Genomic DNA, 20,944 nt, shown 5'->3' on the forward strand with positions numbered 1-20,944 from the left:
GCCGCTGCGCCTCAGCCGCGCATGAACGACAGGTGGATGTCGCTGCCGTAGCGACGGATGATCTCGCCCTTGGCCGCATGGAACGCGGCGACGTCATCCGCCTGGCCCGACTTGCCGAGCTTCCAGCGCGCCAGCTCCTCGGCGATCACGTCCATGAACAGTTCGGCCAGCAGCAGGCGCGCGGAATCGCGGAAGTTGCCGTGGCCGTCAACGTACAGCTGCACGGTGGGCGCGGCGGTGTTGATCAGAATCTTGCGCTCCGCCGCGCTGTACACCGCCCGGTCCATATCCTCGCCCAGATAGCGGAACTCGTAGCCGGTGAACATGGCTTCGCCATGATCGCGCGCGGGGCGGTGTTTGCCGGTCGGCGGATGCGGCGCTTTGGGGTGATGAGCATGCGCCGCTGCCTGTTCGGCGATGACGATTTCGCACCAGGCCAGATAGCTGCCGGCACGCACGACGATCTCGCCACGCTCGGCGGTGGACTGACCGCTGACCGTCCATTGCAGATACGGCTCTTCGCCGAGGCTCCGCAGTTCGACCGCGGCGGGTAGCGGATCGATACGCAGGCCTTCGCTGAACGATGCGTCGACCTGCAGGATGGTGTCGTCGGGCAATTGCTGCCGATCGAACAGCAGGCGGACGTGGAACGGGTGCTCCGGCGGACGGTAGTAGAACGGCGTGCTGAAGCGCAGCGCCGCGACAGGCTCGCCAGCGCCGGCCGAAGCGGTCACCGCAGCAATTGCCGGCGGAACGACGCCGAAGTCATGGATCGCCGCCTGGTTCATGCGCTGCAGCAGGTGGTCGATCATGTGCGCGGTGCGCCCCGAGGTGGTGGCGCGTTCCAGATGGCGGAGCTTTTCCTGCTCGGCCATCACGAAGGGCGCGATCAGCTGGCTGACCGCCCGCGAGAAGGCCGCCACCAGCGGCGTCTTCGCGTTGAGGCCGGCGCGTTCGTCGCTGATCACCGCCACGCCCTGGCCGAGTTGCTCGATCAATGCCGGGCAGCGCACCGTGCCGAACAGGTATTCGGTGCCGACCTGGTTCTCATAGTCGAACAGCTGGCAGTCCAGCACCGCCGTACCCGACAGCACCAGCAGGCCGCTGGTGCGCTCGTCGCCGCGCGGCACCAGATGCGCGTCCAGCGCGCGCTTTAGCGTCAGGCTGAAGGCGAAGGTCTGCTCGTCGCACTGGAACTCGCCCGGCTGGTCGGGGCCGAGCAGCAGCAGCGCCGGCGGCTCGTCGAAACGGATCCGCCCGCTGCGCTCGATCTCCACGCCATCGCGCAGTTGTGCAAGCTCCACGTGCCGACGGTTCAGCACATCGCGCAGGTAGATGTTGTTGGCCAGCGAATCGACCAGGGCGTTGTACTGGGAAATGCTCACCTGGCTGCTTTCGATGACGATGGCTACGCGGGTGCCATTGCCGGCGATGCCGAGGCGTTCGCGGTCGCGCTCGGTCACGGCGCGGTCCTGGCCGCCGTCGTCGTAGAGGTAGCCGCCGTTTTCGGCGCGGAACAGCTCGATGCGCGACAGCCGCCCTTCATGGATGGTTTCCAGCCAACCGTAGCCGAGGCCGAAGATCGCCTGCTTCAGGCCGCGGCCGAAGTAGCCGCGACCGCCGCCGATGCCCTGGGCCAGCGGGCTGTGGGCGCCGCCGTAGCTGAGAATGAAACAGGCGGTGGCGAACGGCATGCCCTGTGCCTGGTCGGTGACCGCCAGCAGGGCGCCGCGGCGGTGGCGTTCGTACTGGATGAGCAACTGCCCGGACACCGCAACGCCGGCCGCCTCCAGCCGGGCATAGCTGTCGTCGCTGTTGGTGAGCAGCTCGACCAGCGCCTTCTCGATCGAGGCGAAGCGCCGGGAGTCGATGTCGATGACGCGTTGATCCACCGGAATTGCATTGACGGCCATCGGCTTGCCTCGCTTTGCATGGGGGCGGCGCGCCGGGACGGATGCAGTGGCGCGCTCGATGCCACTGAAGCTAGCAGCGCAACGCCGGCAAGGCGAGGTGGCTAGTGGTCGCGCAGCCAGCGCAGCATGCCTGCCGCCGCGGCCCGCCCGCTGGCGAAACAGGCGGTCAGCAGATAGCCGCCGGTGGGCGCTTCCCAGTCGAGCATTTCACCGGCGCAGAACACGCCGGGCAGCCGCTTGAGCATCAGCTGCGCATCCAGTTCCTCGAATGGCACGCCGCCGGCGCTGCTAATCGCCTCGTCCAGCGGCCGTGCGCGGACGAGACGGAGCGGCAGCGCCTTGATGGCGGCGGCCAGCGCCGCGGTGTCCTGAAAGGTCGCGGTGTCGGTCAGCTCGCGCAACAGCGCCGCTTTGACACCGTCGAGCTTGAGCTGGCGATGCAGGTGCTTGGCCATCGACTGCGAGCCACGCGGTTTGGCCAGCGCGCTGGCGATCTGCGTCTGGCTGCGATCCGGCAATAGGTCGAGCAGCACGGTGGCGTCTCCCTGCCGATTGATCCGTTCGCGAATTTCCGCGGAGAGCGCGTAGACCAGACTGCCCTCGATACCCGTTGCGGTGAGCACGAACTCGCCTTTGCGTGGGGCTTCGCCGGGCAGCGCGAGGCTGACGGTCTTCAGCGGCGCGCCGGCGAACTTCTGCTGCAGGTGATCGCTCCAGACGTGCACCTCGAAGCCGCAGTTGGCCGGCCGCAGCGGCGCAACGCTGACGCCGCGTGCCTGCAGCAGCGGCACCCAGGCGCCGTCGGAGCCCAGCCGCGCCCAGCTGCCGCCGCCGAGGGCGAGCAGGGTGGCGTCGGCGTCGAGCAGATGCTCGCCGTCCGGCCCGGCGATGCGCAGCTGCCCGCGCTCGTTCCAGCCCAGCCAGCGATGGCGCGTATGGATGTGCACGCCGCCGTCGCGCAGGCGTCTGAGCCAGGCGCGCAGCAGCGGCGCGGCCTTCATGTCGGTGGGGAATACCCGGCCGGAGCTGCCGACGAAGGTGTCGATGCCCAGACCGTGAATCCACTGGCGCAGCGCATCCGGACCGAAGGCTTCCAGCAGCGGGCGCAGTACATCGGCACGTTCGCGGTAGCGGCCGACGAACGTGGCGAAGTCCTCGGCGTGGGTGATGTTCATTCCGCCGACGCCGGCCAGCAGGAACTTGCGGCCGACCGAAGGCATCGCATCGTAAAGCTCGACCGCGACGCCGGCCTGGCTCAGCACCTCGGCCGCCATCAGACCGGCGGGGCCGCCGCCGATGATGGCGACGCGGGACGAGCGGGCGGAACGGGTCATGGCGCAAGCCTGGCGAAAAATGAAGGGCGGGCATTGTAGCGAGTCGTCGTGGCGCTGGCAGCGCGGCTGCGCCGGCAAACTTGACCGCAGCCGGTTCTGCGTCGATGCTTGCGCGCGTGATGCATATCCCGTCGGAGAGAACCCATGAAAGGCCAGGCACCGGTAGTCGAATATCTGAAGGAGCTGCTGCGCGGCGAGCTGGCGGCACGCGATCAGTACTTCCTGCATTCGCGCATGTATGCCGATTGGGGCTTCAGCCGGCTTTACGAGCGCATCGACCACGAGATGCAGGAAGAAACCGAGCACGCCGATGCGCTGCTCAAGCGCATCCTGTTCCTCGAAGGCACCCCGGACATGACGCCCGAAGCGATCAATCCCGGCCACACGGTGCCGGACATGCTGCGCAGCGATCTGGCGCTGGAGTACAAGGTCCGCGCCGCGCTGGCCAAGGGCATCGCCCTGGCCGAGCAGCACGGCGACTACGCGACCCGCGACATCCTGGCCGCGCAGCTGCAGGACACCGAGGAAGACCACGCCTACTGGCTCGAGCAGCAGCTCGGCCTGATCGACCGTATCGGTCTGCAGAACTACCTGCAATCGCAGGCCAGCTAAGCTGCGTTCATCGCGAGACTGCGCCCGGCGCGTCTCGCGGTCTTCCCGTAGTCCTCAGAGCCGGAAACGGCTCACCATCGTCTGCAACTGACCGCCCAACCGCGCCAGCTCGATACTCGAGGCGGCGGTTTCCTGGCTGGCCGCGGCGGTCTGCTCCGATACATCGCGCACATTCACCACGCTGCGGCTGATCTCTTCGGCCACCGCGCTCTGCTCCTCGGCGGCCGCGGCGATCTGCTGGTTCATCGCTTGGATGTTCGACACCGTGCGGGTGATGCTGCCCAGCGATGCACCGGCACGGCGCGCCAGCTCGACGCCGCTGTCGGTGAGGTCGCGGCTGGTGTGCATGATCGTCGCGACCTCTTGCGTGCCGTTCTGCAGCGCGGCCACCAGCCCTTCGATTTCCTCGGTGGATTTCTGCGTGCGTTGCGCCAGCCCGCGCACCTCGTCGGCGACCACGGCGAAGCCACGCCCGGCCTCGCCGGCGCGTGCCGCCTCGATGGCAGCGTTGAGTGCCAGCAGGTTGGTCTGCTCGGCAACCGCGCGGATCACCGTCATCACGCTGCCGATCTTGTCGCTCTCTTGCTGCAGTGCGGTCATTGCCTGGGTCGAACGCTCCACCGCCTCGGCCATGCGCTCGATTTGCGAGACCACCTCGGTCACCACGCGATCGCCCTCGCGGGCTTCGCTGTCCGCGTCGGTGGCGGCTTGGGCCGCCTGTTCGGCGTTGCGTGCGACTTCCTGCACGGTGGCCGACATCTCGTGCATGGCGGTGGCGACCTGATCGGTTTCTTCCTTCTGGCTGTTCACCCCGGCGCTGGTCTGCCGGGTGACGGCGGACAGCTCTTCGGCGGCGGCGCTGATCTGGCTGACGCCATCGCGAATGCCGCCGATCAGCTCGCGCAGGGTCGCGCCCATCTGCTGGATGCCGCGCTGCAGCACGCCGAGTTCGTCGCGCCGCTGAACCGGCGCGGTGGCGCTGAGGTCGCCGGAGGCGATGCGCTCGACGTCGGCCAGGGTGGCGCGCAGCGGCAGGATGATCTGCCGGGTGATCAACCACGCCGCGAGCACGCCGAGCAGCAGCGCGAGCAGGGTGCTGACCAGCAGCTGGCTGCGCGCCGCGGCGCTTTCGCTGTCGAGCTGATCGAGCTGGTACTGGTAGAGCGTGTCGCTGATGCGCACGATTTCCTTCTGCTGGTCGGTCATCTCCTGGCGCGACTTGGCGATGGCCTGGATGGCCGCTTCCAGCGACTCGATGGTGGTGCGGTATTGGTCGAGTGCCGCTGCGACGCCCTGGATCGCCTGGCGGTGCGCATCGAGCGCCAGGCTCTGCTCGGCAATGCTGGCCTGCGCCGCGTCGAGCTGCGTGTAGACCGCTTGGGCGGCGGCGTTGCCGGGTGCCGCCATGTAGACGCGCAGCAGGTACTGCGCGCGCTGTACGTCTTCTTTGATGCGGGTGATGGCGAGCAGCTGGGCGAAGCGTTGCGCGTCATCCTCCGGCAGCTGCAGCACGCCTTCGGTGACGCCGGCGGTCAGCTCGTGCAGGTGGTTGGCGGCGGCTTCGATCGAGGCTCGTGCGTCGTTCGCCTGCGCGTAGGCGCGGCGCATGTCGTTCAGCGAATTCTGGTACTGCGCGTTGTAACCGGCCTGCTCCTTGAGCAGTGCGGCGTCGGCGGGATGCTTGAAGCTATTGAGCAGTTCGGTCTGCTGCGCGATGTACACGGCGAGGTTGTTGTCCAGCCGCGCGGTCGATTCGCTGTCGCCGTTGGCCAGCATGAATTGCAGACGGGCGATGCGCAGGTCGGTCAGCGTCTTGTTGAGCAGCGAGATGTCGGTCATCCAGCCGCTGCGCTGGATGACGCCGCCCAGGCTGCCCCAGCCGCTCCACGCGAGGATGAGGGTGAGGGTGAGTACGGCGCCGAAGCCCAGCGCGAGCTTCCTGCTGACGCCCATGTTTGCAAACCAGTTGTGCATGACAGTTCAACCATGATGAGGAGTTCGTTCCGAACGAGCGGCCTTGTGAGCGGCCCGCCGGTGTCTTCGCTCCCGCTGTCGGCGGTCGACATGCAAACTTGAATGTAAGGCAAGAAATAGCCGGTGCCCGCGTGGCCGCGGGCTGGCCGGCGGCTTCGGATCAGCGCTCGGCAGGTGGCGCCGGTTCCGCGCCGGTACTGGCTGTACAACAGCCCGTCTCGATGCCGCGCAGGATCGGGCAGTCCGGACGGTCGTCGCCGGCGCAGTGGTCGACCAGCTCCTGCAACGTGTCGCGCAGGCCGACCAGTTCGGCGATTTTGCGGTTCAGTTCGACGATATGCCCGGCGGCCAGCGCCTTGACGTCGGCACTGGCGCGCTGGCGATCCTGCCAGAGCGTGAGCAGCCGGCCGACTTCCTCGAGCGAGAAGCCCAGGTCGCGGGCGCGCTTGATGAAGCCCAGGCGGTGCAGGTCGTCGCTACCGTAGCGACGGTAGCCGTTGGCGCCGCGCCCGGCCGGAGTGATCAGGCCGATGGATTCGTAGTAGCGGATCATCTTCGCCGACAGGCCGCTGCGCGCGGCTGCTTGACCGATATTCATGCTGCCTCCGTGTGCTCGTCGTTTCAGGGTTTCCAGCGCTTAAGCAGCAGCGCGTTGCTTACCACGCTGACGCTCGACAGCGCCATCGCCGCGCCGGCCACCACCGGGCTGAGAAAGCCCAGCGCCGCCAGCGGAATGCCCACCAGGTTGTAGATGAAGGCCCAGAACAGATTCTGCTGGATCTTGCGGTAGGTGCGTCGGCTGATTTCTAGCGCCGCCGGCACCAGCCGCGGATCGCCGCGCATCAGGGTGATGCCGGCGGCGTGCATGGCCACATCGGTACCGCCACCCATGGCGATGCCGACGTCCGCCGCGGCCAGGGCCGGGGCGTCGTTGATGCCGTCGCCGACCATCGCCACCACGGCGCCGCCTTTCTTCAGCTCCGCCACGGTAGCGGCCTTGTCCGCTGGCAGCACCTCGGCATGCACGTCATCGATGTGCAGCGCTTCGGCCACCACCCGCGCGCTGCCGCGGTTGTCGCCGGTGATCAGGTGGCTGCGGATATGCCGTGCCGCGAGCCCGGCAATCGCCGCGGCGGCACCGTCCTTGAGGCTGTCACCGAAAGCGAACAGGCCGAGGATGCGCGGCTCGGGCGTATGCTCCACCAGCCAGGAGAGGGTGCGGCCCTCGGCTTCCCAGCGCTGGGCGGTGTCCAGCAGCTCACCCGGCTGCAGGCCGTACTCCTCGAGCATGCGCCGGTTGCCCAGCGCCAGCTGCTGGCCGTCCAGCGATCCGGCGATGCCACGACCGCTCAGGGCCTGGCTCTTCTGCACATCCGGCACGGCGATGCCGTCGGCTTCGCAGCGTTCCAGCACGGCGCGCGCCAGCGGGTGTTCGCTGCCTCGCTGCAGGGCGCCGGCCAGGCGCAGTATTCGCGCTTCGTCGCCGTCCACGGCATGCAGGTGGATGATCTGCGGCTTGCCCGAGGTGAGCGTGCCCGTCTTGTCGAAGGCCACCGCCGTGACCGCATGGGCGACTTCCAGCGCCTCGGCGTCCTTGATCAGGATGCCGTGACGCGCCGCCACCCCGGTGCCGGCCATGATCGCCGCGGGGGTCGCCAGGCCGAGGGCGCAGGGGCAGGCGATGACCAGCACGGCGACGGCATTGATCAGCGCGGTTTCCAGCGCTGCGCCGGCGAGCAGCCAGCCGAGCAGGGTGAATACGGCGATCACCAGCACCGCCGGGACGAACACCTGGCTGACCTTGTCCACCAGCTTCTGGATCGGCGCCTTGGCTGCCTGGGCGTCCTCCACCAGGCGGATGATCCGCGCCAGCACGGTCTCGCCGCCGAGCGCGGTGGTGCGCACCAGCAGGCGGCCTTCGCCATTGATCGCGCCGCCGGTGATGCGGTCGCCGGGACGCTTGTCGACCGGCAGGCTCTCGCCGCTGATCAGTGCCTCGTCGGCCTGGCTTTCGCCTTCGAGCACCTCACCATCCACCGGGAAACGCTCGCCCGGCTTGACCAGCACCCGATCACCCAGGCGCAGCGCGGCGATTGCCACGTCTTCCTCGCGACCGTCGACGACGCGCGTGGCGCGTTCCGGGCGCAGCGCCTCCAGCGCGCGGATCGCCGCGCTGGTCTGGCGCTTGGCGCGGCTTTCCAGGTACTTGCCGAGCAGTACCAGGGCGATCACCACCGCCGAGGCCTCGAAGTACAGGTGTGGCATCTGTCCGGCCGGCGTCGCCCACCACTGGTACAGGCTCAGGCCGTAGCCGGCGCTGGTGCCGAGCGCGACCAGCAGGTCCATATTGCCGGCGCCGGCGCGTAGCGCCTTCCAGCCGGCGACATAGAAACGCGCACCGAGAATGAACTGCACCGGCGTGGCGAGCAGAAACTGCATCCACGCCGGCAGCATCCAGTGCAGCCCGAACAGGTCGCCGAACATGGGGATGACCAGCGGTGCGGCCAGCAGCAGGGCAATCAGTACGGCCAGGCGTTCGCGGCGCAGCCGCCGTTCGGCATTGTCGGCGCCGCGCGGTTGCGCCTGCTCGATCACCTGTGCGTGGTAACCGGCGCCTTCCACCGCCTGGATTAGGGCGTTTGACTCCAGCGTGCCGAGCAGCTCCACCCGCGCGCGTTCGCTGGCCAGGTTCACCGCCGCGCTGCGCACACCGGGGACCTTGAGCAGCGCGCGCTCGACGCGGCCGACGCAGCTGGCGCAGGTCATGCCTTCGATGGCCAGTTCCACCACCTGGGTCGGCACGCTGTAGCCAGCGCTTTCCACCGTCTGGATCAGCGTCGCGAGTTCGCTGCCGTCGGCGTCGACGCGCACCTGTTCGCTGGCCAGGTTGACCGCCGCCGCGGTGACACCCGGCACCTTGCGCAGCGCGCGCTCGACGCGGCCGGCACAGCTGGCGCAGGTCATGCCGCTGACGGGGAGGGTGAAGGTGGTCGTGGACATGGCGAGACTCCTCGATGACTACCGGCAGGATCAACCTTGACCCTGCTGGAAGGTCAAGCCCGAAGCGACGCGATGTGCGCCTCGCGGCTCAGGCTTGCTCCGGCCAGTCGCCGATCAGGCCGCGGAACAGCGGATCGATCAGCGCGGCTGCTTCGGTGGGCGGGTCGAACAGCTGGTTGTCGCGCGTGTAGTCGCTGAACAGGCCGACCACCAGCGCGTGCAGCGAGAGCGCCGCCAGCCGTGGGGTGACGCCGGGGCGCAGGCAGGTCGCGGCGCTGGTGAAGAGTTTCTCGCACAGTTCGATGAACTGGTTGATGAACGCCTGGTGGCGTTCCTCGGCGTCGCGCAATTCGTCGGTGAATTCGCAGCGGTGCAGCAGGATGGTGAAGATGCGCCGCTTTTGTTCGTGCCGGGCGAGCGCCGCCAGTGCCTCGACAGTGAGATCGCGCAGGATTTGCAGCGAGTCCAGCGGCGAGCGTGCATCGCAGCTGTACAGACGTTCGGTGATCTGCTCGGGCGGCAGACGCACCTGGTTGAGCATCTCGTGGAACAGGTGAGCCTTGTTCTGAAAGTGCCAGTACACCGCGCCACGCGTCACGCCGGCATCGCGGGCGATCTGGTCGAGGCTGGTGTGGGCCACGCCCTTGTCCAGAAACAGATGTTCGGCGGAGGCCAGAATGGCGATACGGGTCTTCTCCGCGTCTTCTTTGGTGCGGCGCATGGCTCGGGTTCCGGGCGGCCCGGGGCCGCGTCAGCGATCGATCGATGAAAGCAAGGCGCGGAGCGACGCTCCGAAGGCTTGCCGATGAATGTTTACAATCGAGCGTGTATGTAACAGCATCCGGCATTCCTGTAAACGTTCGCGGTCCTACGCCAGGCGACCCGTCGTCGCGCCCCCGCCTTTCCTGTGAGCCTGTATGCCTCTGCGGTTTCTCCTGATATTGGGTGCGCTCAGCGCCTTCGGTCCTCTGGCCATCGACATGTATCTGCCGGCCTTCCCGGCATTGGCGCGGGCCTTCGCCACCGATGTCGAGCAGGTCCAGCTGTCGCTGGCGGCCTATTTCGTCGGCTTGTCGATCGGGCAGCTGGTCTACGGTTCGCTGGCCGATCGCTACGGTCGGCGCAAGCCGCTACTGGCCGGCGTGACGCTGTTTACCCTGGCGTCGCTGGCGTGCTCCTTCGCGCCGTCGATGGAGTGGCTGATCGGGGCGCGCTTCGTCCAGGCGTTGGGCGGTTGCGCCGGCATGGTGATTTCGCGCGCGGTGGTGCGCGACCTGTGCGATCCGATGACCAGCGCCAAGGTGTTTTCGCAACTGATGCTGGTAATGGGGCTGGCGCCGATCCTCGCGCCGGCGGCCGGCGGCGCGCTGTTGCTGGCCTACGGCTGGTCGGCGATCTTCGTCGCGCTGATGCTGTTCGGCGCCGGCTGCCTGCTGGCTGTGGCGCTGTGGTTGCCGGAAACGCTGCCGGCCGGTCACGCCCCGGCGCCGATGCGCGGTGCGCTGGGCCAGTACCGGCGACTGTTCGGCGACCGCTTCTTCCTCGGCCACACGCTCACCGGCGCGCTGTGCATGGGCGGCATGTTCGCCTACATCGCCGGTTCGCCGTTCGTCTTCATCGAGCTGTACGGGGTGCCGAGCGAGCACTACGCCTGGTTGTTCGGCAGCAATGCGGCAGGGTTCATCCTGATGGCGCAGGTGAATGTGCGGCTGATGCGCTGGCGCGGCCCGGAGTACTGGGTGCGGCGTTGGGTCTGGTTCTATTTCGCCAGCGCACTGGTGTTGCTAGCAGTCGCGGCGGTGCAGCCCGATGCGCTCTGGCCGCTGATGCTGCCGCTGTTCTGCTCGGTGGCGTGCCTGGGCTGCCTGCTGCCCAACGCCACCGCATGCGCGATGGCCGATCAGCGTGCCAACGCCGGTAGCGCCTCGGCGCTGCTCGGCAGCCTGCAGTTCGCCATCGCCGCGGCGGCGGCCGCCGCCGTGGGGGCGCTGCATGACGGCTCGGCGGTGCCGATGGCCGCGGTCATCAGCCTGTGCGGGCTGCTGGCCGCCGTCACCGCTTGGGTGACGGCGCGGGCGCGAACCAACTAACTAAACGCTGGCGCGGACCGGCAAGCTGTGTGGCGCGGTTAGCCGGCGCTGCAGCGTGTTGACGAAGGCGCGAGCTTCGGCCTCGTTGCGGAAGGTGACCGGATGACGATCCAGCCGGACCTGCCAGGCACCATCGCGGCGAGGCGTGAGCGGGCGGACGAGAATGTTCATGGCGAACCCTCGAGGATTGGTGAGCGGGAAAGCCCACTCTAGACCTGCGAGCGCAGCGGCGCGCCGGGCGTGTTGTCGCACGGCGACGGCCACCTTGCAGGGCGCCGGTCGTCAGTAGGCCAGGCGTGCGTCCAGGCTGTTCTGCGCCAGGCGCCGGGCCTGTTCCTCGGTCATGCCCAGGCTCTCGTGCAGCGCCATGAAATTCTCGGTCACGTAGCCACCGAAGTAGGCCGGGTCGTCCGAGTTCACCGTGACCTTCACGCCCTGTTCCAGCAGGTCGAGGATGTTGTGCTGGCGCATGTCGCCGAACACCTTGAGCTTGGTGTTGGACAGTGGGCAGACCGTCAGCGGGATCTGTTCCTCGATCAGCCGGGCGATCAGCTTCGGGTCTTCTGCGGCGCGTACGCCATGGTCGATACGGCTGACCTTGAGCAGATCCAGCGCCTGCCAGATGTATTCCGGCGGGCCTTCCTCGCCGGCGTGCGCGACGGTAAGCAAACCTTCGGCCCGCGCCTTGTCGAACACGCGCTGAAACTTGCTCGGCGGATGGCCGACTTCCGAGCTGTCCAGGCCGACGGCGAAGAACGCATCGCGATAGGGCAGCGCCTGCTCCAGCGTTCTGAACGCCGCTTCTTCCGGCAGATGGCGCAGGAAGCTCAAGATCAGCCCGCTGCTGATGCCCAGCAGCTCACGACCGTCGGCCAGCGCCGCGCTGATGCCGTTGAGCACGGCCTCGAAAGGCACACCGCGATCGGTGTGGGTCTGCGGGTCGAAGAACGGTTCGGTGTGCACCACGTCCTGCTCCTCGCATTTCTGCAGGTAGGCCCAGGTCAGGTCGTAGAAGTCCTGCTCGGTGCGCAGCACATCGGCACCGCGGTAATAGAGATCGAGAAACTCCTGCAGGTTGTTGAAGGCGTAGGCCTGGCGCAGGGTCTCCACGTCCTTCCACGGCAGGGAAATCTTGTTGCGTTCGGCGAGGCGGAACAGCAGTTCGGGTTCCAGCGAGCCTTCCAGATGCAGATGCAGTTCTGCCTTGGGCAGGTTGTTGAGCCATTCGTACATAGCGCGGTTCTCGTCGTCCGGGTGTCGGGGCATTCTATCGGTGGCATGGCGCAACCGATATGCCCTAGCAGCAGCGTATGACAGTCATGCGACTGCTCCGGCTGACCTGGTGATTATTTGACCAGTGGTCTGAAGCCCAGCGCTGGCGGGCGCCGGCGCGTTTGTTCCCAATGTTATCAACAGAGTTCTCCACCTCATCCGGGCATAACTTGCAGGGTCGGAGTGCCAGTAGATGGCAAAACGTCATCTCTCGACTCATCAGTCAAAAAATGCGGCTATTCAAGGAGTTGGCGCGGTGTGCAGGGGCTATCGGAGGCTGTTGCTCAAAATCTGAGCAGTTTTGGCGAGGCCGCGTGGCAGCGGCCTCGCGGGTCATCATGCAAAGGTTATCCACAGCGGCGTCCACAGTAATTGTGGGCAACCGCGAGGCTCAGTCGTCGAGCGTTTGCAGCTGGCTGCGGCCGCGGCTGATATCGGCGAGCAGGCGTGCCAGCGGTTGCAGGCTGGCTGCCGGCAGGGCGATATCGAGGGTGGCGCCTTCGGCGTCGAAGCGTTCGTCCTCCAGCAGCGCCTCGAAATCCGCCAGGCGGGATTTGACCAGCGCCAGTTCGGCGAAGCGGCAATGACAGCGGCAGCGCGAGCGCGACACCAGTTCGCTGCGCTCGCCGGCCTGCAGGCACTTGGCCGTGGTGCCGCCGTAGGCGCGGGCCAGCCCGCCGGTGCCGAGCTTGATGCCGCCGAACCAGCGGATCACCACCACCACCACCCGGTCGAAGTCCTGTCCCTCGATGGCCGTCAGCATCGGTCGCCCGGCGGTACCACCGGGCTCGCCGTCGTCGCTGAAGCGGTACTGGTTGCCGATCTTCCAGGCCCAGCAGTTGTGCGTCGCGGTCGGATCGCTGACGGCCTGGATGAAGGCCTGCGCCTCATCGGCGGTCGAGATCGGTGCGGCCTTGGCGAGGAAGCGGCTCTTGCTGATGACTTCCAGCAATTCACAGGGCGCGCTGAGGGTGAAGGGCATGGCGGATACGGCGCTGGGCGGCGAATGACGGGCGGCCATTGTAACGGCAGCGGCACGGCTGTGCTGCGCGGGCCGGGGAGACCGCCGGGCGCGCGGGCTGAACTTCAAGCGGCCCGCGGGCGCCCTAGCAGATAGGTGCCGCCGCCGAGTTTGCGGCCGCGCCTTTCGCCGATGACCGAACGGAGGACATTGTCATGCTCAATCCCCAGTACCAGTCATGCATCCAGGCCTGTTCCAGCTGTGCCCTGACGTGCGAAACCTGCGCGGCGTCGTGCCTGCGCGAAGACGACGTGAAGATGATGGCGCGCTGCATCCAGCTCGACCGCGATTGCGCCGACCTCTGCGCCGTCGCCGCGCTGCTGATGACCCGCGACAGCCCCTATGCGCAGCTCGCCTGTCGGCTGTGTGCGCAAGCCTGCCGCGACTGCGCGGAGGAATGCGCCAAGCACGCCCACGCGCATTGCCAGGAGTGTGCGCAGGCCTGCCGGCGCTGCGCCGAAGAGTGCGAACGCATGGCCGCCTGACGGCCGCTCGTCAGGCCTCGGCGTCGCTGAGGGCGACGTCGTTGCGGCCGCTCTGCTTGACGCGGTACATCGCCTGGTCCGCCGCGCTCAGCAGGGCCTCGAACGTTTTGCCATGGGCGGGATACAGGGCGATGCCGATGCTGCAGGCGATCGTCTGCTCGCCCGCATCGGTGGCGATGGGCGCGCGGATCGCCTGCAGAAGCGACTGTCCGGCGCTCAGGGCGTGCTCCGGCTGCGTCACGTCGCGCAGCAGGACGACGAACTCGTCGCCGCCGTAGCGCGCCACCGTGTCGTAGGGACGGCTTGTGTGGAGCATGCGCTGGGCGACCGCCTGCAGCACCTGATCGCCGATCTCGTGACCAAGCTGGTCGTTGATCTCCTTGAAGTGGTCCAGGTCGATCACCATCAGCGCGAACGGCGTGCCGTGCCGCTGCTGGTAGGCACAGGCTTCGCTGAAGCGGGCGGCCAGCAGGTGGCGGTTGGGCAGGGCGGTAAGCGCGTCGTGGGTGGCGAGATAGGTAGAGCGCTCATGCTCGCGTGCACTGTGCTCGATACGCCGGAAATGGCTGACCAGCACCGTCGGCGTCAGCACCAGGGCGCCGGCGAGAATGGCCAGCAACGTCAGGGTTTCTCCGGTCAGCAGGTCGTCCAGATGCAGCTGGCGCTCGAATTGCAGCGTGGTGGGCTGCGACCTGCTGTCTAGCACGACCTGCTCGCGCAGGCGCGGCAGCAGGGCGTCAAGCGCCCCGTGGTGCACCGGACCGCTGGCGAACAGCTGGCTGATGCCGCCCGCAGCGGCGTTCAGCGAAGCCTCGATGCGCAAACGTCGATCGGTGCTGGCGACGCGCGCGATGTCGCGCAGCGACTCAGTCTTGATCAGCAGCATGGCCACCATGCTGTTGCCGAACAGGTTGGCACGGGTACTCGACGGGCTATCTACCGGCCGCTCGACCCGGCGCAGCAGGATGTAGGCGTCGCCGCCTTCGAACATCGAAAACACCGGCGAGGCGACCGAGCGCGGACGTTTGCGCGCCACCTGCAGCGCGTACGCCAGATGCCCCACGGTTTCCAGCCGGACGCCGTAGATGGATTGAGCCTGAGGGTGTGGCGGGTACATGAAGAGCACCGGCCAGGTCTCGTCCAGCGGCACGCGAACCGGTAGCGCATGCGCGGCCTGCAGGGGAAAGTCCTGCAACTGAAAGTCCTCGCGCCAGGTGCGGCGCAGCAGGTCGACGACGGCGTCCTGCTCGTCCAGCGCGACCCGGCTCGCCACTTCGAGCATGTAGATCTGCGGGTAGGCGGCGACCACGGCCGAGGCATAGCGGGCGGCGGCCTCGCTGTCGTTCTGTTCGACGGCCTGGAGGAAGGCGGAGAAGCCGGCGAGCACCGCCTCGTTGGTGTCCAGGTGGTTGTGCACGCTGCTGGCGACGTTGTTCACCTGCTGGGCGAAGCGGATTTCCAAGCGCTGAAGCTCGCTCTTGAGCAGCAGGTGGGCCGAGAAGCCGAGCAACACGAACGACAGCAGGATGAAACCGGTAAAGGACCGCCGGCGCTTGGTCAGCATAGGCTCTTCCACATACAAGGCGGGCGTCCCGTTACCGACTGCAGGCATGCGCAGTGACATGGCTTGCCCCGCGCCGGCGCGGCGATTACTCGACGGGATATTGTCTGGATGTCAAAAAGCTAGCAAAGCGCCAGCAAAACGTCTACCGGGACGAGCGAGCGCCGCCACTGGGCTGGCGCGGCGGGGAGCCGCGGGGTGCGTGGCCGCAGCGCAGCGGCCGCTACACAGGAGCTGTCTATTGCTGCGCCGGCGTATCGCTGCTTCGGCAGGTGATTTCGGCGTAGGGCTGATCGGGCGAGTACTCGCCCGGCACGCGCTCGGTGCGCTGGGTGTTGGGAGCGACATTGAACACGGGCGAGGCCGAGGTGCTCGAGCGCGCTTCGGCGGGCACATGGAATTCGCAGGTGATCTGCCCCTCGGTGCGATTCATTACCTTCACCGCGCGCACGCCGAGCAATTCGCCCTCGATACCCTCGGAGCGGGCCGGCACGCCCATCGGGTTGATCTCAACATCCAGACCGTTGAGATGGGCGACGATCTCCGGCTGGGGTGTCTGCGCGCTGGCCCAGGGCGCGAAGGCCTGCGCGGCGCAGGCCAGGGCGACGAGAAGTTGCTTGCTCATGGAAACCTCCTTTGTGCACCTCTAAAAACTGCCTGCGTTGCCATCGCCGCGTTGAAAACAGAGGTGCCTCTACGTTCGGGTCCCCTTTAGAAGGGCCTGAGCGCCGTCGGTTCGATGAGCGGTGATCGCGAGCAGGCGAGCACCCTGGTTCAGTGCTTGCCGTGCTTGCGCAGACGCACGTAGAGGTCCTTGCCGCCGGTGGCGCTGCTGCCGCGCGACTCCAGCTCGAAACGCGACGGCTGGCCGGCGACCAGGTCGCTGAGTTTGCGGCAGCCGTACAGGCGCGGATCGAATGCCGGACGCAGCTTGCTGATGTTCTGCCCGAGCGTGCCGAGCTGAATCCAGTCGTCCTCCTCGGAAAGGTCGTCGAGCACCTTGGCGATGAAGTCCACCGGCACCTGCTGGCACTTGAGTGCCTCGGTCTTGCTGGCGCCGCGTGGCGTGCGGCTTTGCGCCTGCTCGACCTGCGCTGCAGCGGCGGCCAGCCGTTCCGGTGCGGCGACCTCGGTGGCGGCCTTCGGCGCATCGTCGCGCAGCAGTTCGGTGTAGATGAACTTGTCGCAGGCGGAGACGAACGGCGAGGGCGTCTTCTGTTCGCCGAAGCCGTAGACGGTCAGACCCTCTTCGCGAATCCGCGCGGCCAGGCGGGTGAAGTCGCTGTCGCTGGAAACCAGGCAGAAGCCGTCGAAGCGTCGAGTGTAGAGCAGGTCCATTGCGTCGATGATCAGTGCGCTGTCGGTGGCGTTCTTGCCGGAGGTGTAGGCGAACTGCTGGATCGGCTGGATGGAGTGGTCGAGCAGCACCTTCTTCCAGCGGCCCAGGTTGGGTTTGGTCCAGTCGCCGTAGATGCGCCGGACGCTGGCGAGGCCGTATTTGGCGATCTCCTCGAACAGCGCCTCGACGATGGAAGCGGGCGCGTTGTCGGCATCGATCAGTACGGCCAGGTGTTTCTGCTTGTTCGAATTGCTGGGCTTGGCGGCCATGTTGCGTCCCTGTCAGGAGAATGCTCCGACCATAACGCCGGCGTGCGGCCGCTGGCCATAGCGCCGTTGCCGCGTCGGCTCGGTTAGCATGCGCGCTTTCGTCTGCACGGGAAGCTCGCATGGAACGCCGCGGTACGCTGAAAAGCTGGAATGATCTCAAGGGCTTCGGCTTCATTCGCCCGGAGCAGGGCGGCGAAGATGTGTTCGCGCACATCAGCGTGGTGCATGGCGAGCGCCGCCCGCTGGTGGGCGATCGGGTCCTCTATGTGCCGGGACGCGACACGCAGGGGCGGCTGCGTGCCGAGCATCTGCGACTGGATGCGCCGCTGGCGCTGGACCAGCCGAAGATCCGCCAGCGCCCAGCTGGTGATTCGCGCCCGGCCAGGCCGCGCGCGCCGGCTCGCACGCCGCGCCAGGCTGGCTCCGGCGCCATCCGGCATCTGCCGGCCAAGCTGCTGCTGTTCGCGCTGCTGTGCCTGCTGCCGCTGGTTGGCAGCCTGTACCGGCTCGGTTCGCCACTGCCCTTGCTGATCTATTTGTGCGCCAGCCTGCTGACCTTCCTGCTCTACTGGCGTGACAAGCACAGTGCGCTGAAGCAGCGCTGGCGCACGCCGGAAACCACCCTGCACCTGTTCGAACTGGCCGGCGGCTGGCCGGGCGCGCTGCTCGCGCAGCAGGCGTTTCGCCACAAGACCCGCAAACCGAGCTATCAGGCGGCGTTCTGGCTGATCGTGGTGTTGCATCAGGCGCTGTGGATCGACCTGCTGTTCGTTGGCAGCGGCTTCACCCGCGAACGGCTGGACTGGCTGCTGCGTCTGCTCTGAAACGCAAAAGCCCGGCGGGTGCCGGGCTTGGTTGTGGCGCGCGAGGGGGTCAGACCTTGCGGACGAACTCGGACTTGAGCTTCATCGCACCGATGCCGTCGATCTTGCAGTCGATGTCGTGATCGCCGTCGCACAGGCGGATGTTCTTCACCTTGGTACCGACCTTGACCACCAGCGACGAGCCCTTGACCTTGAGGTCCTTGATCACGGTGACGGTGTCGCCGTCCTGCAGGGTGTTGCCGACCGAATCCTTGATCACCTTGTCGCCGTCGCCGCTATCGGCTGCGCTGTCGGTGACGCTCCACTCGTGGGCGCACTCGGGGCAGACCAGCATCTGGCCGTCCTCGTAGGTGTATTCGGAGTTGCATTTGGGGCAGGGCGGCAGAGTGCTCACGGCAGATCCTCACGGGCTGATGGCAGAAAGCCGCGCATTGTATAAGGTTTTGCCGGAGCGTGCGGCGAGCGGGCCAGCGGCCCGCTGCGGGGCGACGGTTTACTGCACCGCGGCGAGGCGCTCGTTGCCGGTGCGCAGGTCCTGATAGCGCTGCTCCAGTTCGCGGCGAATCTCGCGGCGCTGGTAGGCCTGGGCGAAGCGGCGGCGCTGCTCGGGCGTCTTCGGGTTCAGCGGCGGCACCGGCACCGGCTTGCCGTCCTCGCCGAGGGCGACCATCGTGAAGAAGCAGCTGTTGGTGTGCCGCACGGCCTTGCCGCGAATGTCTTCGGTGACGACCTTGATGCCGATTTCCATCGACGTGGTGCCGGTGTAGTTCACCGAGGCGAGGAAGGTCACCAATTCGCCGACATGCACCGGCTGGCGAAACACCACCTGGTCCACCGACAGGGTCACCACGTACTGCCCGGCGTAGCGGCTGGCGCAGGCATAGGCCACTTCGTCGAGGTACTTGAGCAGCGTGCCGCCATGGACGTTGCCAGAGAAGTTGGCCTTATCCGGTGTCATCAGAACGGTCATGGTCAGTTCTGCATGTGCGTCTGGCATGGGCTTGCGGCTCCTGGTGTTCTAGGGGGCTGCTACTTTAGTCGAACGCCGCCGTTCTGTGTGTGGCATTTTTGTATCGGTTTCATCTTTTTTTTCGATCGTCAATGCGGCGCAGGCGCGCAGCGTTGGAATCTGGCGAATCCGAGGGGGTAAGCGGCGCCTTTGCCGTGCCTGCACCGGCAATTTGTGAGCGCCGTCGCAAAAGTCCGGCGGCCGCGCTGCCAGCGAAGCGCTTTTGTTGATTTGTGCCGGGGTTGCGCGTGGGGCGCGCTTCTATAGTCGGACACCCCGCAACGCCCTTCGGCCCTCTCGGTAACGGATGCCCCATGCGCCTTCTTGCACTCGTTCTGCTCAGCTGCCTTGCCACGTCCGCCCACGCCAGTGACGAGGCGATGAAACGCTTCAGCTACCTGATGGCTGACGATACGCGGCGAGAGCAGGCCTACACCGCGGGCCAGGAACGTGCGCTGTTCTGCAGCTACTGCCACGGCGAGACGGGCAACAGCAAGCGCGCGCACATTCCCAACCTGGCGGCGCAGAATCCGCTGTACCTGTTCCAGGCGTTCGAGAAGTTCGCCAGCGGCCAGCGCACCGACTTCGTCATGTCCAAGCTGGCGGAGAACCTGACGCTGGAAGATCGCGTCAACGTTGCGGTGTACTTCAGCCAGCAGAAGGTCAACCCGCCGACTGCCGCCGCCAACGAACCGCTGCGCGCACGCGGCGAGGCGCTGTTCAAGACCACCTGCACTGGCTGCCACGGCGTGCATGCCGAGGGCATGGAAACCATGCCGCGGCTGGCCGGCCAGCCTGACGAGTATCTGCGCAAGGCGCTGACGCGCTTTCGCGACAACGATCCCAGCCGCGCCGGTTCGGTGATGATGCCGATCGCCGGCAAGTTGTCACCGGCCGATATCGGCGCGCTCGCCGCCTACCTGTCGCAGCTGCAGCTCAAGCCGGCCGAGGAGCTGGCCGCGGCCGCGCGCCTGCGCGAGATCGCCGCTCACTGACGCTCGATGCGCGCCGGATGGCGGCGCATCAGCACCTTGCCGTTACGCACCGAAACCAGCGCCTGGCCCTGGCTGCGCAGCAGCTCGTAGTCGTCCGGCGCGGAGAGAATCAGCAGGTTCGCCGGCCGTCCCGCTTCCAGCCCGTAGCGCTCGCCGAGGTTCAGTGTGCGCGCGCTGTTGTCCGTGACCAGGTCCAGGCAGCGTTGCAGGTCGGCGTAGCCGAGCATGTGGCAGATGTGCAGCCCGGCATCGAGGATGCGCAGGATGTTGCCGTTGCCCAGCGGGTACCACGGATCGACGATCGAATCCTGACCGAAGCAGACATTCAGCCCGGCGCGATCCAACTCGGCGACGCGGGTCAGGCCGCGGCGTTTGGGGAACGTATCGAAGCGGCCCTGCAGGTGGATGCTCTCGGTCGGGCAGGAGACGAAGTTGATGCCGCTCTGCTTGAGCAGGCGGAACAGCTTGGAACAGTAGGCGTTGTCGTAGGAGCCCATCGCCGTGGTGTGGCTGGCGGTGACGCGCGCGCCCATGCCGCGCACGCGTGCCTGCTCGGCGAGCACCTCGAGAAAGCGCGAGTGCGGATCGTCGGTCTCGTCGCAGTGCACGTCCACCAGGCAGCCGGTGCGCTCGGCCAGCTCCATCAGGAAGTGGATCGAGCTGACGCCCTGTTCGCGGGTGTTCTCGAAGTGCGGGATGCCGCCGACCACGTCGGCGCCCAGCGCCACCGCCTCGGCCATCAGCTCGCGGCCGCCGTTGAACGACTCGATGCCCTCCTGCGGGAACGCGACGATCTGCAGGTCGATCAGGTGGCGGGTTTCCTCGCGCACCTCGAGCATGGATTTCAGCGCCGACAGCGTCGGGTCGGTGACATCGACGTGGGTGCGCACGTGCTGGATGCCGTGCTCGACCAGCATATCGATGGTCTTCCTGGCGCGCGTCTTGGTGTCTTCGTGGGTCACCTGCGCCTTGCGCTCGCTCCAGCGCTCGATGCCCTCGAACAGCGTGCCGCTCATGTTCCAGGCCGGCTCGCCGGCGGTGAGCGTGGCGTCCAGATGAATATGCGGCTCGACGAACGGCGGCACCACCAGGTTACTGGCGGCGTCGAGGTCGCCCGGGCCGGCCTCGGCCGGCGCCTGCTGCACTGTGATGGCGGCGATGCGCGAGCCGTCCAGTTCGATGCGCTGCAGGCCTTCGCGGCCACGCAGGCGGGCATTGACGATGTTCATCGCGACTCCTTCGTTGC

20 protein-coding genes are annotated in these 20,944 nt (G+C 67.2%); 5 read left to right on the forward strand and 15 right to left on the reverse strand.

Annotated elements, in window-relative coordinates; genetic code table 11:
• Positions 1-11: 11 nt before the first annotated feature.
• Together NAV27_RS05350 and NAV27_RS05355 are read right to left on the reverse strand one after the other, a co-directional pair.
• Positions 12-1,913, reverse strand: coding sequence for an ATP-binding protein (locus tag NAV27_RS05350; protein ID WP_102827697.1), 1,902 nt, complete (start codon positions 1,911-1,913; stop codon positions 12-14).
• 101 nt (positions 1,914-2,014) lie between these two features.
• The gene (locus NAV27_RS05355; RefSeq protein ID WP_102827696.1) at positions 2,015-3,247 is read right to left on the reverse strand and encodes a TIGR03862 family flavoprotein; all 1,233 of its coding nucleotides are present in this window, start codon (positions 3,245-3,247) and stop codon (positions 2,015-2,017) included.
• A gap of 144 nt (positions 3,248-3,391) precedes the next feature.
• On the opposite strand from NAV27_RS05355, the gene bfr reads away from it, so the two are divergent.
• Complete coding sequence (gene bfr, locus NAV27_RS05360) at positions 3,392-3,859, forward strand: bacterioferritin (RefSeq protein ID WP_008570553.1); 468 nt, start codon at positions 3,392-3,394, stop codon at positions 3,857-3,859.
• 54 nt (positions 3,860-3,913) lie between these two features.
• Here bfr and NAV27_RS05365 read toward each other — a convergent pair whose 3' ends face one another.
• From NAV27_RS05365 to NAV27_RS05380, 4 genes are all read right to left on the reverse strand, one after another.
• A complete protein-coding gene (locus tag NAV27_RS05365) occupies positions 3,914-5,833 on the reverse strand; it encodes a methyl-accepting chemotaxis protein (protein WP_102827695.1) in 1,920 nt (639 codons plus the stop codon).
• Between the two features lie 160 nt (positions 5,834-5,993).
• The gene (gene cueR, locus NAV27_RS05370; RefSeq protein WP_054093444.1) at positions 5,994-6,431 is read right to left on the reverse strand and encodes a Cu(I)-responsive transcriptional regulator; all 438 of its coding nucleotides are present in this window, start codon (positions 6,429-6,431) and stop codon (positions 5,994-5,996) included.
• A 23-nt stretch (positions 6,432-6,454) separates the two neighbouring features.
• Positions 6,455-8,833, reverse strand: a complete 2,379-nt coding sequence (locus NAV27_RS05375; RefSeq protein WP_102827694.1) for a heavy metal translocating P-type ATPase — start codon at positions 8,831-8,833, stop codon at positions 6,455-6,457.
• Between the two features lie 88 nt (positions 8,834-8,921).
• Complete coding sequence (locus NAV27_RS05380) at positions 8,922-9,554, reverse strand: TetR family transcriptional regulator (protein WP_102827693.1); 633 nt, start codon at positions 9,552-9,554, stop codon at positions 8,922-8,924.
• Between the two features lie 196 nt (positions 9,555-9,750).
• On the opposite strand from NAV27_RS05380, the gene NAV27_RS05385 reads away from it, so the two are divergent.
• Positions 9,751-10,923, forward strand: coding sequence for a multidrug effflux MFS transporter (locus tag NAV27_RS05385; RefSeq protein ID WP_043298058.1), 1,173 nt, complete (start codon positions 9,751-9,753; stop codon positions 10,921-10,923).
• On the opposite strand, the gene NAV27_RS05390 is transcribed toward NAV27_RS05385, so the two are convergent.
• From NAV27_RS05390 to NAV27_RS05400, 3 genes are all read right to left on the reverse strand, one after another.
• Positions 10,924-11,094, reverse strand: coding sequence for a hypothetical protein (locus NAV27_RS05390; protein ID WP_175415072.1), 171 nt, complete (start codon positions 11,092-11,094; stop codon positions 10,924-10,926).
• Positions 11,095-11,205: 111 nt separating this feature from the next.
• Positions 11,206-12,156 carry an adenosine deaminase gene (locus tag NAV27_RS05395; RefSeq protein ID WP_102827692.1) on the reverse strand — a complete coding sequence of 317 codons (951 nt, stop codon included), beginning with the start codon at positions 12,154-12,156 and terminating at the stop codon, positions 11,206-11,208.
• A 430-nt stretch (positions 12,157-12,586) separates the two neighbouring features.
• Positions 12,587-13,177, reverse strand: a complete 591-nt coding sequence (locus tag NAV27_RS05400) for an IMPACT family protein (protein WP_008570546.1) — start codon at positions 13,175-13,177, stop codon at positions 12,587-12,589.
• A gap of 194 nt (positions 13,178-13,371) precedes the next feature.
• Here NAV27_RS05400 and NAV27_RS05405 point away from each other — a divergent pair, with 194 nt between their 5' ends.
• Entirely contained in the window at positions 13,372-13,701 is a 330-nt protein-coding gene (locus tag NAV27_RS05405) for a four-helix bundle copper-binding protein (RefSeq protein WP_102827691.1), read from the forward strand.
• Between the two features lie 10 nt (positions 13,702-13,711).
• On the opposite strand, the gene NAV27_RS05410 is transcribed toward NAV27_RS05405, so the two are convergent.
• The 3 genes from NAV27_RS05410 to NAV27_RS05420 form a co-directional block, all read right to left on the reverse strand.
• Positions 13,712-15,265, reverse strand: a complete 1,554-nt coding sequence (locus NAV27_RS05410) for a GGDEF domain-containing protein (protein WP_102827690.1) — start codon at positions 15,263-15,265, stop codon at positions 13,712-13,714.
• 235 nt (positions 15,266-15,500) lie between these two features.
• Positions 15,501-15,887: a hypothetical protein gene (locus NAV27_RS05415; protein WP_102827689.1), complete on the reverse strand. Its 387-nt coding sequence runs from the start codon at positions 15,885-15,887 to the stop codon at positions 15,501-15,503.
• 149 nt (positions 15,888-16,036) lie between these two features.
• Complete coding sequence (locus NAV27_RS05420) at positions 16,037-16,870, reverse strand: NYN domain-containing protein (RefSeq protein ID WP_102827688.1); 834 nt, start codon at positions 16,868-16,870, stop codon at positions 16,037-16,039.
• Between the two features lie 119 nt (positions 16,871-16,989).
• On the opposite strand from NAV27_RS05420, the gene NAV27_RS05425 reads away from it, so the two are divergent.
• Complete coding sequence (locus tag NAV27_RS05425) at positions 16,990-17,694, forward strand: DUF1294 domain-containing protein (RefSeq protein ID WP_102827687.1); 705 nt, start codon at positions 16,990-16,992, stop codon at positions 17,692-17,694.
• 49 nt (positions 17,695-17,743) lie between these two features.
• Here NAV27_RS05425 and NAV27_RS05430 read toward each other — a convergent pair whose 3' ends face one another.
• Both NAV27_RS05430 and NAV27_RS05435 read right to left on the reverse strand, forming a co-directional pair.
• The gene (locus NAV27_RS05430; protein WP_043298050.1) at positions 17,744-18,088 is read right to left on the reverse strand and encodes a zinc ribbon domain-containing protein YjdM; all 345 of its coding nucleotides are present in this window, start codon (positions 18,086-18,088) and stop codon (positions 17,744-17,746) included.
• Between the two features lie 99 nt (positions 18,089-18,187).
• Complete coding sequence (locus tag NAV27_RS05435) at positions 18,188-18,691, reverse strand: acyl-CoA thioesterase (RefSeq protein WP_008570537.1); 504 nt, start codon at positions 18,689-18,691, stop codon at positions 18,188-18,190.
• Between the two features lie 326 nt (positions 18,692-19,017).
• On the opposite strand from NAV27_RS05435, the gene NAV27_RS05440 reads away from it, so the two are divergent.
• Positions 19,018-19,698, forward strand: a complete 681-nt coding sequence (locus NAV27_RS05440; RefSeq protein ID WP_102827686.1) for a c-type cytochrome — start codon at positions 19,018-19,020, stop codon at positions 19,696-19,698.
• On the opposite strand, the gene codA is transcribed toward NAV27_RS05440, so the two are convergent.
• Positions 19,692-20,927 carry a cytosine deaminase gene (codA, locus tag NAV27_RS05445; RefSeq protein ID WP_102827685.1) on the reverse strand — a complete coding sequence of 412 codons (1,236 nt, stop codon included), beginning with the start codon at positions 20,925-20,927 and terminating at the stop codon, positions 19,692-19,694. The two genes, NAV27_RS05440 and codA, sit on opposite strands and share 7 nt — an antisense overlap.
• Positions 20,928-20,944: the final 17 nt, after the last annotated feature.

Origin of the sequence: Stutzerimonas degradans, from assembly GCF_024448505.1 — a bacterium.
Classification (GTDB): Bacteria; Pseudomonadota; Gammaproteobacteria; order Pseudomonadales; family Pseudomonadaceae; genus Stutzerimonas; species Stutzerimonas degradans.

What these genes read in the sequence shown, in the direction of transcription:
- codA (WP_102827685.1), bottom strand. Translation starts at nt 20,927, where the DNA reads ATGAACATCGTCAATGCCCGCCTGCGTGGCCGCGAAGGCCTGCAGCGC.
- bfr (WP_008570553.1), top strand. Translation starts at nt 3,392, where the DNA reads ATGAAAGGCCAGGCACCGGTAGTCGAATATCTGAAGGAGCTGCTGCGC.
- NAV27_RS05440 (WP_102827686.1), top strand. Translation starts at nt 19,018, where the DNA reads ATGCGCCTTCTTGCACTCGTTCTGCTCAGCTGCCTTGCCACGTCCGCC.
- NAV27_RS05420 (WP_102827688.1), bottom strand. Translation starts at nt 16,870, where the DNA reads ATGGCCGCCAAGCCCAGCAATTCGAACAAGCAGAAACACCTGGCCGTA.
- NAV27_RS05355 (WP_102827696.1), bottom strand. Translation starts at nt 3,247, where the DNA reads ATGACCCGTTCCGCCCGCTCGTCCCGCGTCGCCATCATCGGCGGCGGC.
- cueR (WP_054093444.1), bottom strand. Translation starts at nt 6,431, where the DNA reads ATGAATATCGGTCAAGCAGCCGCGCGCAGCGGCCTGTCGGCGAAGATG.
- NAV27_RS05350 (WP_102827697.1), bottom strand. Translation starts at nt 1,913, where the DNA reads ATGGCCGTCAATGCAATTCCGGTGGATCAACGCGTCATCGACATCGAC.
- NAV27_RS05390 (WP_175415072.1), bottom strand. Translation starts at nt 11,094, where the DNA reads ATGAACATTCTCGTCCGCCCGCTCACGCCTCGCCGCGATGGTGCCTGG.
- NAV27_RS05410 (WP_102827690.1), bottom strand. Translation starts at nt 15,265, where the DNA reads ATGCTGACCAAGCGCCGGCGGTCCTTTACCGGTTTCATCCTGCTGTCG.
- NAV27_RS05425 (WP_102827687.1), top strand. Translation starts at nt 16,990, where the DNA reads ATGGAACGCCGCGGTACGCTGAAAAGCTGGAATGATCTCAAGGGCTTC.
- NAV27_RS05405 (WP_102827691.1), top strand. Translation starts at nt 13,372, where the DNA reads ATGCTCAATCCCCAGTACCAGTCATGCATCCAGGCCTGTTCCAGCTGT.
- NAV27_RS05400 (WP_008570546.1), bottom strand. Translation starts at nt 13,177, where the DNA reads ATGCCCTTCACCCTCAGCGCGCCCTGTGAATTGCTGGAAGTCATCAGC.
- NAV27_RS05395 (WP_102827692.1), bottom strand. Translation starts at nt 12,156, where the DNA reads ATGTACGAATGGCTCAACAACCTGCCCAAGGCAGAACTGCATCTGCAT.
- NAV27_RS05385 (WP_043298058.1), top strand. Translation starts at nt 9,751, where the DNA reads ATGCCTCTGCGGTTTCTCCTGATATTGGGTGCGCTCAGCGCCTTCGGT.
- NAV27_RS05365 (WP_102827695.1), bottom strand. Translation starts at nt 5,833, where the DNA reads ATGCACAACTGGTTTGCAAACATGGGCGTCAGCAGGAAGCTCGCGCTG.
- NAV27_RS05380 (WP_102827693.1), bottom strand. Translation starts at nt 9,554, where the DNA reads ATGCGCCGCACCAAAGAAGACGCGGAGAAGACCCGTATCGCCATTCTG.
- NAV27_RS05415 (WP_102827689.1), bottom strand. Translation starts at nt 15,887, where the DNA reads ATGAGCAAGCAACTTCTCGTCGCCCTGGCCTGCGCCGCGCAGGCCTTC.
- NAV27_RS05375 (WP_102827694.1), bottom strand. Translation starts at nt 8,833, where the DNA reads ATGTCCACGACCACCTTCACCCTCCCCGTCAGCGGCATGACCTGCGCC.
- NAV27_RS05435 (WP_008570537.1), bottom strand. Translation starts at nt 18,691, where the DNA reads ATGCCAGACGCACATGCAGAACTGACCATGACCGTTCTGATGACACCG.